Here is a 12,643-nt window from a genome sequence, read left to right on the forward strand (position 1 = left end):
ATGGATACGGAAGATCATGCGAAGATGATAATAAAGTATGCCGGTCGGAATTTGTTATCTGGTATATTATTTGGCTTAGGAATTGCTGCTTTTATTGATGAAACAGTATTTCATCAGTTACTGCGATGGCACCATTTTTATGATAAGTCTACGACAGATATTGGTCTTATTTCCGATGGGCTTTTCCACGCATTCAGTTGGTTCGCTACCATTGGTGGTCTTTTTATGTTTGCGGATCTGCGGCGTAGACGGGCTCTTTGGCTAAAGCGTTGGTGGGGCGGGTTGCTCCTGGGAGCAGGTGCTTTTCAATTATATGCTGGATTGATTCAACATAAGGTAATGGGACTGCATCAAATTCGTTATGTTGATAATGTCTGGATTTATGACATAGTTTGGAACGGTGTTGCAATCCTCATGATTTTGGCTGGATTGATCATTCTTTTCCAAACAAGAAAAAGAATGCATAAGAGGAAGGAGTCGAGTTCGGGTGCATAATGGAATACAAGGGGGGTGGACTATTATCGTCCTAGCTCTATCTATTGCTGGGATTGCTGTTTATTGTCTAGCAGGCTTTCTTTCCAACCGAAAAAGCCATTTACAACCATGGCCAATGTCCAGATATATTCTCTGGACTTTAGGAGTAATTGTAGCCACCTGTGCAGTCATAGGGCCTTTAGCAGAATGGGCCCACACAAATTTTACTGCACATATGCTGGGACATCTCCTACTCGGAATGCTTGCGCCACTTTTATTGGTACTCTCTGCACCAGTGACTTTAGTGCTTCGAGCGCTTCCTGTCAGGCAGGCGCGTTTCATTGCCAATTTCTTAAAAAGTTTCCCTGTATCGGTGCTTAGCAATCCGATTATTGCTTCTATATTAAATATAGGAGGACTATGGCTGCTCTACACAACAAATTTATATCACTTCATGCACCATAATCTTCTCGTTTATTTGCTTATTCATTTTCATGTATTTGCAGCTGGATATTTATTTACAGTAGCGATGATTTATATCGACCCGACACCTCATCGCTTTTCTTATTTATATCGTAGCATTGTCCTCGTGTTTGCTTTAGGAGCACATGCGATTCTGTCTAAATATATATACGCACATCCTCCAATTGGAGTCCCCACTCACGAGGCAGAGGCAGGAGGAATATTAATGTATTATGGTGGGGATGCGATTGATTTGGTGTTGATTTTTATTCTCATGTTACATTGGTACCGTTTTGCTGCACCACGCCAAGCGTTGGCAAAGTTCGAAACTGTCTAGGCATTAGAAATGATTTTGCCCCTGTGGATAATACCCGCCATAGTAAGTGGAGGAATTGTCGCTTCTAGAATAGGTCTGTTTTACTTGGTTTTGCACACATTCATCGGTAGGACCAATAATAATGGTTTCATTGTTAAGTGGAGAAAGTGTTTTGCGTAACTGATCAGCATTCAGGCAATACGTATGTGCCAGTACTTCAACTGGTGTCTTTGTCAGAATGTCAGATCCAAAAATATACTCAGGATACGGGGCGTCAAATATGGCCAACAAATGTGTTTGGTCTGTTGTTGCTTCCTCCCAGTGCCACCATCCTTGAGGAATGTTCGCCACTTGTCCAGGTCTTATGGTAATGTTGCTGACCTCATTATTAAATGGGTTAATAAAGGATACACGTGCTGCACCGGAAATACAATAAACGAGTTCGGCGGCGTTCTGGTGATAGTGTGGTTCTACAACTCGCCTATCACTTAAGTAAATATCTAGTAGCGAAACATTTCCTAAAGTATTCAACACATCTCTTCCTAATCGGTTAATGTAATTCTGTCTATTCCTTGTAAATAATCGATTTTTATTCAAATCGGCAAAATATGTGTCATTCTCACTTGTGTAATCCATGTATGAGACTGTCATACGATCACAACTCCCCGTCTTCGTTTTTTCCTCACAGTTTATGCCTCATAAATTGAAGTCGTGACAAACGCGGAATTTTCCCTTCAAATCTTTTTCCAGAAATTTTCATGCATATTTTTTTGCTAATGTGGTAAAATAAGAACAGATGTTCTGAACAAGTGTTCCGGAAAGGATGTTCTCAATGAATGGAGTATTCAAGCGTTCGATGGAAACAAAACAAAAGATTGTAGTGTTCTATATGGATGGAAATCAACAGATTACGCAACGTTTTATTCGTGTGCTAAAAATGGATGATACACTAGTTCTTGCATATTGTTATTATCGAAAAAGCGTACGCACGTTTAAACGCGAAAACATCCTTTCCGCTGGACTAATCAAGAAAGTGGGGGCATAACAATGAGTGTCAATGACAGAGGTACGATAAAATGGACAGCGATGATGCTGCCAGAGCATATAGAATTACTAAAAAAGATGTGGGCAGAGGAGGAGTTTAAAGAAAAACCGATGCTTTCCGAGTACCAGATGGAAGAGATTAATTTACAGCTTCAACTGGCATTGGCGAACGATTTGACTATTGAGTTGGAATATTTCAGAGACCATGACTACCAGAAAGTAAAAGGCAAGCTACTGGGTGTTGATGTCTTAAATAGGTTTGTGAAAATTAATGAGGAGTATTTGCCGCTTGATCATTTGACGGGAGCCTGGATTGATTAACAGTTTCAGTTTCTGGTTGTGAAACGAGAAGGGTAATTCTATACTGATAGTATTATAGCTAAGGGGGAAGCTACATGCAAATCGGTGTAATGAGCTACAATATTAGGTGCCTGACAAGTGAGGATGGAACGCCACATACATGGGCGGAAAGACTACCAGAAGTAATTAAGGTAATCAAGGATAAAAATCCAGATTTTATAGGAATCCAAGAAGCAGTACCACAGCAAATGAGCGATCTAGAAGTAAATCTGTCCGACTATCAGTGGATCGGGGAGGGGAGAGATGGTGGTGAGAAAGGAGAACGATCTGCGATTTTTTTCCGAAAAGCTGCTTTTAAAGCAATCGATACAGCTACATACTGGTTATCAGAGAACCCGGAGGAGCCTGGATCCAAAGGGTGGGGTAGTTCCTGTGCGCGAATTGTGTCATGGGGAAAATTCCGTAGTCTAGATAATGGAGAGGAACTTTATATCCTAAATACACATTTTGATCATATAGCTTCCAAAGCACGAGAGAAGGCTGCAGCATTACTGGGGGAAAGGTCAGATTTGAGTGAAGGATTGCCTACAGTATTAACAGGTGACTTTAATGCGAATCATGAAAGTACTCCTTTCCAAATTCTAAAGGAGAGTGGCTATTTAAACCTATGGGAAACCGCAGCGGAACGAAAAAATGACACACTGGGAACGTTCAATAATTTTCACGATCCTACAGGTGGAGGGAAGGAATTCCGAATTGATGGGATATTGGCAAAAGGAGAGGTCACAGCTCGTTTTATAGAGGTCGTTAATACAAGAAATGGAGATCAATTCCCAAGTGATCATTATCCGCTATATGCTGTGTTAGAGGCAGGAGGAAATGCTTAACATGGTAAGGAGCAGCTACTATGCTGCTCCTTTACGTTTTTATAAAGTCTTATTTTTATATAGCCCTTATTACCTTCCCAAATTATTTACTCGGGATCATCCTCTTAGTACGATATTGTTTACAAATCCCGTCAGATAGGAATAGTATTAAATTAGCAACATAGACTGACATTTAAACAAGGCATTGCAGCAGAGAAAGGAGCACTAATTATGCTAGACTACTTCCTATCATTGCACCCAGTTGCCCAAGCAGGGATTGCGACATTATTTACTTGGGCTATGACCGCACTTGGGGCTGCACTCGTATTTACAACTAAAAATTTTAATCAAAAATTAATGGACAGTATGCTCGGATTCGCGGGCGGGGTTATGATTGCGGCCAGTTTTTGGTCTTTACTTTCACCGGCGCTAGACTTGGCAGAAGAAAATGGCTCCATTACCTGGGTACCCGCAGCAGTTGGATTTATGCTCGGTGGTATTTTTCTATGGGGAATTGATAAAATTTTGCCACATTTACATCCCACCTCTCCAATGAGTGAGGCCGAGGGATATCAGCCCAAAAAGAAAAAGCGTAGTACGTTACTTGTTTTGGCGATAACCTTGCACAATATTCCAGAAGGATTAGCGGTTGGGGTTGCCTTTGGGGCTGTGGCTGCAGAATTTCCATCTGCTTCAATTACAGGAGCCATTGTTCTTGCGTTAGGTATTGGGATACAGAACTTTCCTGAAGGGCTAGCCGTCTCCATGCCACTACGAAGAGAAGGTATGTCCCGCCGGAAGAGCTTTATGTACGGGCAGTTTTCCGGGATGGTTGAGCCAATTGCCGGGATTATCGGGGCGATGGCTGTTACCTTTATCCAGCCGCTTCTTCCTTATGCATTAAGCTTTGCAGCAGGAGCGATGATTTTTGTTGTAGCAGAAGAGGTAATTCCTGGTTCGCAGGAAGAAGGAAATAAAGATCTTGCAGTGATGAGTTTAATGATTGGGTTCACCATCATGATGATACTTGATGTTGCCCTTGGATAAGGCAAAGAGGAGCTTGGGTAACCAAGCTCCTTTTGCTGTGGATTGAATGAATTACTCAAATAACTCATCATTAGATTCTTCATAAGGATATGCATATAAGTCTATATCAAATTCAGCTTCAATAATGGATGCAAATCTAATAATATCTCTATCCAAATATATAGCAGGAGTATCTCCATCTTCTATTTCCGCAACAATAAAGATTTTACACTCAACAGAATAATTCATTTTAATCTCATTAATTAGAAATACTTTATTTTGCAGTTGGGCTAAGATTTTTTGTAATTGGTCATTTACATCAAGAGATTCTTGGTAGCCAGTATCTAATTCCCAACAAGTTTCTTGTCTAACCAAAACAGTAGGAAGATGGGTAATGGTATCTCCTTTTGTATAAGTAGTAGAGGGTGTAATGTCTAATTTTACTGTCACATAATCTAAGGGAAATGTATCCCCAAATAGACTAAAATACACTCTTACCTTTGTTCTCTCCACAAACACACCTCCGAAAAGTATAAAAATTCCTATTAATCGAAATTGCTATGCTAGATTAAGGGTGATATTTTCACAATATTTATACTTTATTTTATCATAGCTCCTTGGAAATGGTTATAACTAATTAAATTTACTAAGTCCATTGCCTGTAGTCAGGTCTCCTCCATATAAACAATCATCTTCTACTATGCTACGCACCAATGTATAACTTTCTCATTTTACTAGTTAAAAAAGGCTAACTCTCATAATTTTACAGAAAGTGTGGATACTGAATAGTAAAAAGGAAGAATGGTGAAAAAATGCATATAAATGAATCCTATCAACCTGGAGAGGTTGTTTATATTATTATCCGCAATCCCCATGCCCAAGACGTGGCACATGTGCAACAGGCTGCTGTAGTTAAGAATCCAGATCAAAACGGTGAACTTGCACTATTTATACACGAGACTTATTTTCCATTAACAGAGGAGTTTGCGGTATACAAAAGTGCTGAAGAAGCAGAGGAAGCATATCAGATTGCTTTTGGACTACCGGAAACAGAGGATTATTATGGTTAAGCCTTTTGTGCCGCAACTTGTATACGTAGAGCCACGAGCTATGGAATATCCGCTTGCCAAGGAGTTAATTGGAAAGTTTGAAAAGATGGATATTGAGATAAGGGAAACAACATCTCATAACCAAATTCGTAATTTACCTGGAGAGAATCATTTTCAAAAATACCGGACAGCAAAGTCAACGCTCGTACTCGGTATCCGTAAAACACTTAAATTTGATACATCGAAGCCATCTGCAGAGTATGCAATTCCATTTGCAACAGGCTGTATGGGCCACTGTCATTATTGCTATTTGCAAACAACAATGGGAAGCAAGCCTTATATCCGGTCGTATGTAAATGTTGACGAGATTTTTGATGCCGCAGAGGAATATATGCAGGAAAGGGCACCTGAATTCACCCGGTTTGAAGCATCCTGTACCTCTGATATCGTGGGGATTGATCATCTGACCCACACATTAAAAAGGGCAATTGAATACTTCGGGAAATCGGAGCATGGCAAGCTCCGTTTTGTTACGAAATTTGCGCATGTCGATCATTTACTAGATGCAGAGCATAAAGGTAGAACACGCTTCCGTTTTAGTGTAAACGATGATTACATTATTAAATATTTCGAGCCAGGTACGTCCCGACTGAAAGAACGGATTGAGGCAGCAGTAAAGATTGCCGAAGCTGGATACCCACTCGGTTTTATTGTTGCTCCAATTTATTTGCATGAGGGTTGGAAAGAAGGCTATAAAGAGATGTTTGAAAGGCTGGAAGCGGCCTTGCCAGCAAAAGCAACGAAGGATTTAACTTTTGAATTAATTCAGCATCGCTTTACCAAGCCGGCCAAGCGAGTAATTCAGGAAAATTACCCGATGACAAAGCTTGAACTTGATGAATCAAAACGAAAGTGGAAATGGGGAAGATACGGAATTGGTAAATACGTCTATCAAAATGAAGAACAAGAAGACATCAAAGATACGCTTGGTGGCTATATCAACCACTACTTCCCTGATGCCAAAATAGAATATTTCACATAAAAAAAAGAAGCCTGCCAGCCTTACTGGCGGGTTTCATTTATTCTTGTATTCTTGGCAATTCAATGCCTTTTTCGCTCAGGTTATCAAGACATTCTTTTAAGTAGACAGGGGAATGCTCAGGATAGAGTGGTCTTTCTAGTTCGTCTACATGCTCATTTGCGTAAAGGCTATTTTCATTATGTGCTTCAGAAATCTTTCCTCTATAAAAAGGATCTTCCCATAAAGGATCGACCCGATATCCTCGTTTTTGCATCTCCCTCATAATTAATTGATGGTAGATAAACAGACGATATGGTGAATAATCGAATACATAATTTACTGTAGAATGTGGCTTTCCCCAACCATTACCTCTAAGAGCACAGCATTCGCGATGCTGTCCAAGCAGTTGTTGCCTAGGCAGGTGGGAAATTAAATTTTCGTGCCAAAGTCGCATGGTGATTCCTCCTGGTGTGGTCTTTGTTACTTGTAGTTTAACGATAGACAAAGATGATGGCAACTAGATCGTTTCCCATGAGACTCATTATTTGTTGTAATCCTCACACCGCTATACTTAATTAGAGAACAAAGCTTGAAAATAGTTATACGTACGAAGTTGTTCTTCATTGGATACACGCGGAATGAAGGGGCCCCCTATTCGATGAATAAATTGTTCATAAAGCTCCATCATTTTCAATTGCTGTAAGGCCATTTCTACGTGAACATTTCGCACGTTTTGGTTTTGCATCATTAAGGCAGAAGTGAAATTCGTATTGGCCATGTCTTTAGCTGACGTATGTGCCTCCCTGGCAATCCAGTGGTCAGCCTGACTAATTCCGAAATGCCCAATGGAATTTTGTTCGAGCAAGGTCATATTGATTGGAGCAAGTTCTACATAAGAAGTATGATTAGGATCAATTAATTTAAGCATAACGCGCACGTGATCAGACATCACATTGTATTGTAGGGCAAGAATTCTTTTAAGATCATGGCTTGTGGCTATTTCCTGATACGTTCGTAATTTTTGTAGCATTCCCTCATGTGCCATTAAATGATCTGACATGAGTCCAACGTCTACAGCTGGTAAATGTTCCATATGCTCACCTCACAGAATAGGTTAGTTCCCTATAAATTATGGTGGGGGAGTAAAGTTTGTTCATCCCATTGTTTAGAAAGATTACAAACTTGGGTAGAAACTATACTATGAGGTGAAAATGATGTTAACTACTATATCTTGGATCGCATTATCCATTGGAATAATATGTTCCGCTATTATTATAGTGGATGTTATCAGGCATCCTCAGCACATGAAAGTAATGAACTTGGTGTGGCCGATAAACGGATGGTTTTTTGGGCCATTCGCACTTTGGGCTTACTTTAAGTGGGGACGTCTAAATGCAAAAGACTCAGAGCGTGAAGATCGACGGAATACGCCTGCAAAGGTCTTTGTGTCGACAAGTCATTGTGCTGGGGGATGCACAGTAGGGGATGCAGCAGGTGTGCCGTTTGTGGCACTAACTGGTTTCGCGATAGTAGGTTCCACTTTGTTTGCACATTATTTGGTTGAATTTATCCTAGCATATTTAGTCGGAATTATATTCCAATATTATGCGATATATCCAATGAACAAAGATCTTGGTAAAAAAGGTGCGCTTAAGTCAGCGATAAAAGCAGATTCCGCTGCACTTATTGCATTCGAAATCGGCATGTTTGGCTGGATGGCAATCGTTCATTTTGTTCTTTTTGCGGTGCCACCAAAACCTGATACTGCTGTATATTGGTTTATGATGCAAATTGCCATGATACTCGGTTTTCTTACAAGCTATCCAGCCAACTGGATACTTGTTAAAAAAGGAATTAAAGAAGTAATGTAGATTAAAATGTCCCAATTATTGGGGCATTTTTCCTTTCTAGGCAGGATTTTATGGTGAAAACAAGAAATATATAGATGAGGAGGGTATCCCATGGAAATTATCTTTATGTTTGTAGCGGGATTCATTGTCTTTCTTATCGCTATTATCACTATTTTTAGAAGTGCGGTATTCAGAATGAAAGAACCAGCAAAGCAAAATGAGGAGAGAATTAGTAGACTGGAGAAACGTTTAGAGAAACTAGAAAATAAATGATCGTTTAGGAAGCATGGCAACATACATAGGAGAATAGAATGCGGATGATTGAATTAAAAGATGTAGACGTTAAAATAGGTGACCAGGTTATTTTAAATAATGTTTCCATAAGTTTAAAGGAAAAGGAATGTGTTGCTGTTATTGGAGAGAACGGGACAGGAAAAAGCCTGCTCTTAAAGCTTTTAGCAGGCGTTGTTTCTCCAACTAAGGGCCAGGTGAGAAGGGATATTAAAGAATATGGTTATGCCCCGGAAATCCCCCCAAAATCACTCCATTTCACTGCCAAGGAATACTTAACACATATGGGGAGAATAGAGGGAATGAGTAGGGAAGAGCTTGAAAATCGCGTCACACTTCTTTTTAAGCAATTTAATTTCAATTTCCATTTCCATCAAGATTACATTTATAAACTTTCTAAAGGCAACAAACAAAAAATAAATCTTATGCAAAGTTTGCTTAGGGAGCCGTCTATCCTTTTACTCGATGAGCCACTTTCTGGACTGGATCCTCATTCGCAGGAAAATTTATTACAGTATCTGAAACAATTGAAGGAAAAAAAGACTACAATTATTTTCACTTGCCATGAGGGCGTATTAAAAGAAAATTTGGCGGATCGTATTCTTCTTATCGAAAATAAAGAGGTGAAAGAAGGGGAGATGAAAACAGAAAAATCGTATCGTACGGTTCAGTTTTCGGGAAACCTTGATGAAATTTCTCCTCTAATTAATAAGACAGTAGATATGCAAACTCTACGTAGACTCCAAGATGGAATCTTTGAGGTAAATGTAGAAGCTAACAACAGTGATAAACTACTTTTAACAATTATTAACCAGGGTGGAAAGATTAAATTTCTATCAAAGAAAAGCCGGATATAGGTGGACAAACAGAAAGCCAGGTGAGATTTTGAAAGCACTCGTTTCCTATATGTTAAAAGACTATTTAAGGTCCTACTTATATGTACCGCCCGTCAGTTTATTTTGCTTGTGGACATTTGTAGCATATACATATGTTCCCAATCCCATTTTCAGTAGCTATGCTGTTTCATGCGCAGTTCTATATTTTGCCGCCGCCTGGTTAACGATAACCTTGGTGAATAGAGAGGATGCAACCCAGTTTCATATAACAGCTGTACATGCTAGAAGTTTTAATACTGTGTTTCTTAGCAAGGTAATTGGTGTTCTTATTATGATAAGCTTTCTTATCATGTTGGCTGTTCTATATCCAATTTTGATTGGTGCTTTCCATCGTTCTGTTACATTGTGGGACGTTTTGATAGCAATTACTGCACATTTCCTTATTTCTTTCTTGGGCGTCGCCGTTTCGCTATATTTCACAAAAATATGGAGCAGAAGGAAACTTAGTACTTGGCTATTACTTGTGTTGATTTTAGTAATTTCACTTGTTAAGGGTGGCGTGGTAGACAGTCTTCCAAGTGGATTTTCTTTTGTTACATGGGTTTTTCCTCCTTCCTTTGCAATAATAGACGTGCTTTCCCAGGATACCGTAACAGCGAATGGTCAGCTGTTTTTCACTTTTATCTACATACTTGGTTATGCATCTTTGTTAACTGTAATTTTTTTGGTTTTAGTACGAAAAAAGAACGCCTTTCTAACATGAAAGGCGTTCTTCTCTTAATATCTGTAGATATCCGGGCGACGATCAGAAAAAATCGGAATACGCTGTCGAACATCATCTACCTGCTCTACATCCAATTCACTGTATAGGATGGTTTCTTCATCGTCAGCTTCTTCCAGGATTTCTCCCCAAGGCCCAACAATCATTGAATGACCACCAAATTGATTGTTAGGATCAGCACCAACTCGGTTGCAGGCTACAACATAGCATTGATTCTCAATAGCTCTACTGATAAGCAGGGCTTTCCAATGGTCTATTCGTTTTGCAGGCCACTCCGCAACCACATATAACACCTTCGTATTATCAAGCATATGTGTTCGGATCCATTCTGGAAAACGAATATCATAGCAAATAACGCCAGCAGATTTTATTCCGGCCAATTCGAAAATACCGTTCTCACTACCTTCAACCAAATGCTTTTCCTCTTCCATCAATCTAAATAGATGAGCTTTTGCATATTCCTTTACAAGTTCACCATTTGAATTGATAACGAACATGGAATTGGTTACGCCTCGTTCTGTGCGCTTGGCAACAGACCCTGCTACAAGATGCACGTCATATTTCTGGGCAAGTCTAGAAAGGAAAGAGAGGGAACGTTCTCCGTTAGAGTCGGCAATCTCTTCTAAACGGGTAAGATCATAGCCAGTTGTCCAAAGCTCGGGTAAAACGACCACATCTACTTTCTTTTCTTTTAAACTTGCAAACTTTCTTTCTACCTTTTCTTCATTTGCTACCGGGTCTCCAAACGTAATGTCTATCTGCAACAAGGCAACAGACAGTATCATAAAATCAACTCCTTCATAAAAGCAAGGGTAAGCTAACAGCCTGATCCTAATTTAAGTGCTCGTTGTTATTGGTGCTTATTATCCCATCGCCTTATTTTCCTGTCAATTAACCTGATCCTTTGGTAAGTACAGCTTTACAAACGATGCAGAATTGGCTAACATAGATAATTAGAATTTTAGAATTATTAGAGGTGAGAAAACCGTGCAAAGCTTTCCAGTATCAGATACGTTGAAACGCCTGCCAGAGCAGTTTTTTGCCAAATTGGTAAAAAAAGTACAAGCATTAAGCAGTGAGGGGCATGATGTGATTAATCTTGGCCAGGGGAATCCTGATTTGCCAACGCCAAACCATATAGTAGAAGAATTAAAGACAGCAGCGGATAACCCTGTCTATCATAAATATTCCCCGTTTACAGGCCATGCTTTTCTTAAAGAAGCGGTGGCAACCTTTTACAAGCGGGAATACGATGTCGATATTTATCCAGAATCAGAGGTAGCGATTCTATTTGGTGCCAAAACAGGACTGGTTGAAATTAGCCAATGCTTGTTAAATGCAGGAGATACAGCATTACTACCTGACCCTGGCTATCCAGATTACATGTCCGGAATTGCCATGGCCAATGCAAATTCAGTTTTTATGCCATTGTTAGAAAAAAATAATTTTTTACCAAATTATCAACAACTAAATCAAGCTGACCTTGAAGCAGCAAAGTTACTATTTTTAAACTATCCAAACAATCCGACTGCCGGTGTTGCAAACAAGGAATTTTTTGATGAAACAATTGAAGTGGCAAAACAGAATGAAATCTGTGTAGTACATGACTTTGCATATGGGGCTATTGGCTTTGATGGAAAGAAACCGCAAAGTTTTATGCAATCTGCTGGAGCAAAGGATATTGGGGTAGAAATGTATACCTTGTCTAAAACGTATAATATGGCTGGTTGGCGTGTTGGATTTGCTGTTGGAAACACTTCCGTGATAAAAAGCCTTAATCTAATTCAGGATCACTTATACGTTAGCTTGTTTGGCGCTGTGCAACAAGCAGCAGAGAAGGCTTTACTTGGTGATCAAACGGCTGTAGATGAATTGGTAGCTACCTATGAGAGTAGACGAAATGTGTTTGTAGAAAAATTGCAGGAAATTGGGTGGAACGTTCAAGCGCCCCGCGGTACATTCTTTGCATGGCTTCCTGTCCCAGAAGGATATACATCAGAGGAATTTGCTGACCTCCTTTTGGAAAAAGCACACGTTGTTGTAGCACCAGGTAATGGTTTTGGTGAAGCGGGAGAGGGATTTGTACGAGCTGGATTGCTAGCTGATGAAGATCGACTTGCTGAAGCCGCAGCTCGAATTGGAAAGCTAGGAATATTTTAAACTAGCTATTGACAAAGTGGAGTTCGGAGACTATGATAATCATTATGCTAACAATATGAATATTTCTTATCTAGAGTGACGGAGGGAAAGGCCCGTAGATGTCACAGCAACCTTCCATTTGGAGTGGTGCTACTTCCTTCAGAATGATTCATTCTGAAAGATAAGTG

18 protein-coding genes and 1 riboswitch are annotated in these 12,643 nt (G+C 39.8%); of the genes, 13 read left to right on the forward strand and 5 right to left on the reverse strand.

Annotated elements, in window-relative coordinates:
• A complete protein-coding gene (locus K3T81_RS17460; protein ID WP_238021357.1) occupies positions 1-495 on the forward strand; it encodes a DUF2243 domain-containing protein in 495 nt (164 codons plus the stop codon).
• Positions 488-1,273 carry a cytochrome c oxidase assembly protein gene (locus tag K3T81_RS17465; protein WP_238021365.1) on the forward strand — a complete coding sequence of 262 codons (786 nt, stop codon included), beginning with the start codon at positions 488-490 and terminating at the stop codon, positions 1,271-1,273. Before K3T81_RS17460 ends, K3T81_RS17465 begins: the two co-directional genes overlap by 8 nt.
• A 3-nt stretch (positions 1,274-1,276) precedes the next feature.
• Here the strand turns inward: K3T81_RS17465 and K3T81_RS17470 are convergent, their stop codons facing one another.
• On the reverse strand, positions 1,277-1,903 hold the full coding sequence (locus K3T81_RS17470; protein WP_238021374.1) for a cupin domain-containing protein: 627 nt from the start codon (positions 1,901-1,903) through the stop codon (positions 1,277-1,279).
• 181 nt (positions 1,904-2,084) lie between these two features.
• Between K3T81_RS17470 and K3T81_RS17475 the strand changes: the two genes are divergently transcribed.
• From K3T81_RS17475 to K3T81_RS17490, 4 genes are all read left to right on the forward strand, one after another.
• Positions 2,085-2,297: a hypothetical protein gene (locus tag K3T81_RS17475; protein ID WP_238021376.1), complete on the forward strand. Its 213-nt coding sequence runs from the start codon at positions 2,085-2,087 to the stop codon at positions 2,295-2,297.
• 2 nt (positions 2,298-2,299) lie between these two features.
• Complete coding sequence (locus tag K3T81_RS17480) at positions 2,300-2,617, forward strand: YolD-like family protein (protein ID WP_238021383.1); 318 nt, start codon at positions 2,300-2,302, stop codon at positions 2,615-2,617.
• A 74-nt stretch (positions 2,618-2,691) separates the two neighbouring features.
• A complete protein-coding gene (locus K3T81_RS17485) occupies positions 2,692-3,483 on the forward strand; it encodes an endonuclease/exonuclease/phosphatase family protein (RefSeq protein ID WP_238021392.1) in 792 nt (263 codons plus the stop codon).
• A gap of 210 nt (positions 3,484-3,693) precedes the next feature.
• Positions 3,694-4,509 (forward strand): ZIP family metal transporter, encoded by an 816-nt coding sequence (locus K3T81_RS17490; RefSeq protein WP_058950375.1) that lies wholly within the window; start codon positions 3,694-3,696, stop codon positions 4,507-4,509.
• 51 nt (positions 4,510-4,560) lie between these two features.
• Here the strand turns inward: K3T81_RS17490 and K3T81_RS17495 are convergent, their stop codons facing one another.
• Positions 4,561-5,001, reverse strand: a complete 441-nt coding sequence (locus tag K3T81_RS17495) for a DUF4279 domain-containing protein (RefSeq protein WP_238021408.1) — start codon at positions 4,999-5,001, stop codon at positions 4,561-4,563.
• A 299-nt stretch (positions 5,002-5,300) separates the two neighbouring features.
• Between K3T81_RS17495 and K3T81_RS17500 the strand changes: the two genes are divergently transcribed.
• On the forward strand, positions 5,301-5,558 hold the full coding sequence (locus tag K3T81_RS17500; protein WP_238021413.1) for a transcriptional regulator SplA domain-containing protein: 258 nt from the start codon (positions 5,301-5,303) through the stop codon (positions 5,556-5,558).
• On the forward strand, positions 5,551-6,579 hold the full coding sequence (gene splB, locus K3T81_RS17505; protein WP_036573652.1) for a spore photoproduct lyase: 1,029 nt from the start codon (positions 5,551-5,553) through the stop codon (positions 6,577-6,579). Before K3T81_RS17500 ends, splB begins: the two co-directional genes overlap by 8 nt.
• Positions 6,580-6,616: 37 nt before the next feature.
• On the opposite strand, the gene K3T81_RS17510 is transcribed toward splB, so the two are convergent.
• Both K3T81_RS17510 and K3T81_RS17515 read right to left on the reverse strand, forming a co-directional pair.
• Positions 6,617-7,012, reverse strand: a complete 396-nt coding sequence (locus K3T81_RS17510; protein WP_238021420.1) for a TIGR02328 family protein — start codon at positions 7,010-7,012, stop codon at positions 6,617-6,619.
• Between the two features lie 117 nt (positions 7,013-7,129).
• The gene (locus K3T81_RS17515) at positions 7,130-7,651 is read right to left on the reverse strand and encodes a hypothetical protein (RefSeq protein WP_058950373.1); all 522 of its coding nucleotides are present in this window, start codon (positions 7,649-7,651) and stop codon (positions 7,130-7,132) included.
• Positions 7,652-7,772: 121 nt separating this feature from the next.
• Here K3T81_RS17515 and K3T81_RS17520 point away from each other — a divergent pair, with 121 nt between their 5' ends.
• The 4 genes from K3T81_RS17520 to K3T81_RS17535 all read left to right on the forward strand — a co-directional run bounded on the left by K3T81_RS17520 (position 7,773) and on the right by K3T81_RS17535 (position 10,298).
• On the forward strand, positions 7,773-8,429 hold the full coding sequence (locus tag K3T81_RS17520; RefSeq protein WP_238021427.1) for a DUF4396 domain-containing protein: 657 nt from the start codon (positions 7,773-7,775) through the stop codon (positions 8,427-8,429).
• Between the two features lie 90 nt (positions 8,430-8,519).
• Positions 8,520-8,681, forward strand: coding sequence for a hypothetical protein (locus K3T81_RS17525; RefSeq protein ID WP_238021434.1), 162 nt, complete (start codon positions 8,520-8,522; stop codon positions 8,679-8,681).
• A 44-nt stretch (positions 8,682-8,725) separates the two neighbouring features.
• A complete protein-coding gene (locus tag K3T81_RS17530) occupies positions 8,726-9,556 on the forward strand; it encodes an ATP-binding cassette domain-containing protein (protein ID WP_238021442.1) in 831 nt (276 codons plus the stop codon).
• A gap of 211 nt (positions 9,557-9,767) precedes the next feature.
• Entirely contained in the window at positions 9,768-10,298 is a 531-nt protein-coding gene (locus K3T81_RS17535) for a hypothetical protein (protein ID WP_238021450.1), read from the forward strand.
• Positions 10,299-10,312: 14 nt separating this feature from the next.
• Here the strand turns inward: K3T81_RS17535 and K3T81_RS17540 are convergent, their stop codons facing one another.
• On the reverse strand, positions 10,313-11,101 hold the full coding sequence (locus K3T81_RS17540) for a carbon-nitrogen family hydrolase (RefSeq protein WP_238021459.1): 789 nt from the start codon (positions 11,099-11,101) through the stop codon (positions 10,313-10,315).
• A gap of 202 nt (positions 11,102-11,303) precedes the next feature.
• On the opposite strand from K3T81_RS17540, the gene K3T81_RS17545 reads away from it, so the two are divergent.
• Positions 11,304-12,476 carry a pyridoxal phosphate-dependent aminotransferase gene (locus K3T81_RS17545; protein ID WP_238021473.1) on the forward strand — a complete coding sequence of 391 codons (1,173 nt, stop codon included), beginning with the start codon at positions 11,304-11,306 and terminating at the stop codon, positions 12,474-12,476.
• A 63-nt stretch (positions 12,477-12,539) separates the two neighbouring features.
• A riboswitch (SAM riboswitch) is annotated at positions 12,540-12,643 on the forward strand.

This window comes from Oceanobacillus jordanicus (assembly GCF_022095695.1).
Lineage (GTDB): Bacteria > Bacillota > Bacilli > Bacillales > Amphibacillaceae > Oceanobacillus_B > Oceanobacillus_B jordanicus.

Excerpts from the sequence above, each read along its gene's own strand:
- K3T81_RS17520 (WP_238021427.1), top strand. The coding sequence starts at position 7,773 with ATGTTAACTACTATATCTTGGATCGCATTATCCATTGGAATAATATGT.
- splB (WP_036573652.1), top strand. The coding sequence starts at position 5,551 with ATGGTTAAGCCTTTTGTGCCGCAACTTGTATACGTAGAGCCACGAGCT.
- K3T81_RS17460 (WP_238021357.1), top strand. The coding sequence starts at position 1 with ATGGATACGGAAGATCATGCGAAGATGATAATAAAGTATGCCGGTCGG.
- K3T81_RS17485 (WP_238021392.1), top strand. The coding sequence starts at position 2,692 with ATGCAAATCGGTGTAATGAGCTACAATATTAGGTGCCTGACAAGTGAG.
- K3T81_RS17500 (WP_238021413.1), top strand. The coding sequence starts at position 5,301 with ATGCATATAAATGAATCCTATCAACCTGGAGAGGTTGTTTATATTATT.
- K3T81_RS17525 (WP_238021434.1), top strand. The coding sequence starts at position 8,520 with ATGGAAATTATCTTTATGTTTGTAGCGGGATTCATTGTCTTTCTTATC.
- K3T81_RS17480 (WP_238021383.1), top strand. The coding sequence starts at position 2,300 with ATGAGTGTCAATGACAGAGGTACGATAAAATGGACAGCGATGATGCTG.
- K3T81_RS17540 (WP_238021459.1), bottom strand. The coding sequence starts at position 11,101 with ATGATACTGTCTGTTGCCTTGTTGCAGATAGACATTACGTTTGGAGAC.
- K3T81_RS17530 (WP_238021442.1), top strand. The coding sequence starts at position 8,726 with ATGATTGAATTAAAAGATGTAGACGTTAAAATAGGTGACCAGGTTATT.
- K3T81_RS17490 (WP_058950375.1), top strand. The coding sequence starts at position 3,694 with ATGCTAGACTACTTCCTATCATTGCACCCAGTTGCCCAAGCAGGGATT.
- K3T81_RS17515 (WP_058950373.1), bottom strand. The coding sequence starts at position 7,651 with ATGGAACATTTACCAGCTGTAGACGTTGGACTCATGTCAGATCATTTA.
- K3T81_RS17510 (WP_238021420.1), bottom strand. The coding sequence starts at position 7,012 with ATGCGACTTTGGCACGAAAATTTAATTTCCCACCTGCCTAGGCAACAA.
- K3T81_RS17470 (WP_238021374.1), bottom strand. The coding sequence starts at position 1,903 with ATGACAGTCTCATACATGGATTACACAAGTGAGAATGACACATATTTT.
- K3T81_RS17475 (WP_238021376.1), top strand. The coding sequence starts at position 2,085 with ATGAATGGAGTATTCAAGCGTTCGATGGAAACAAAACAAAAGATTGTA.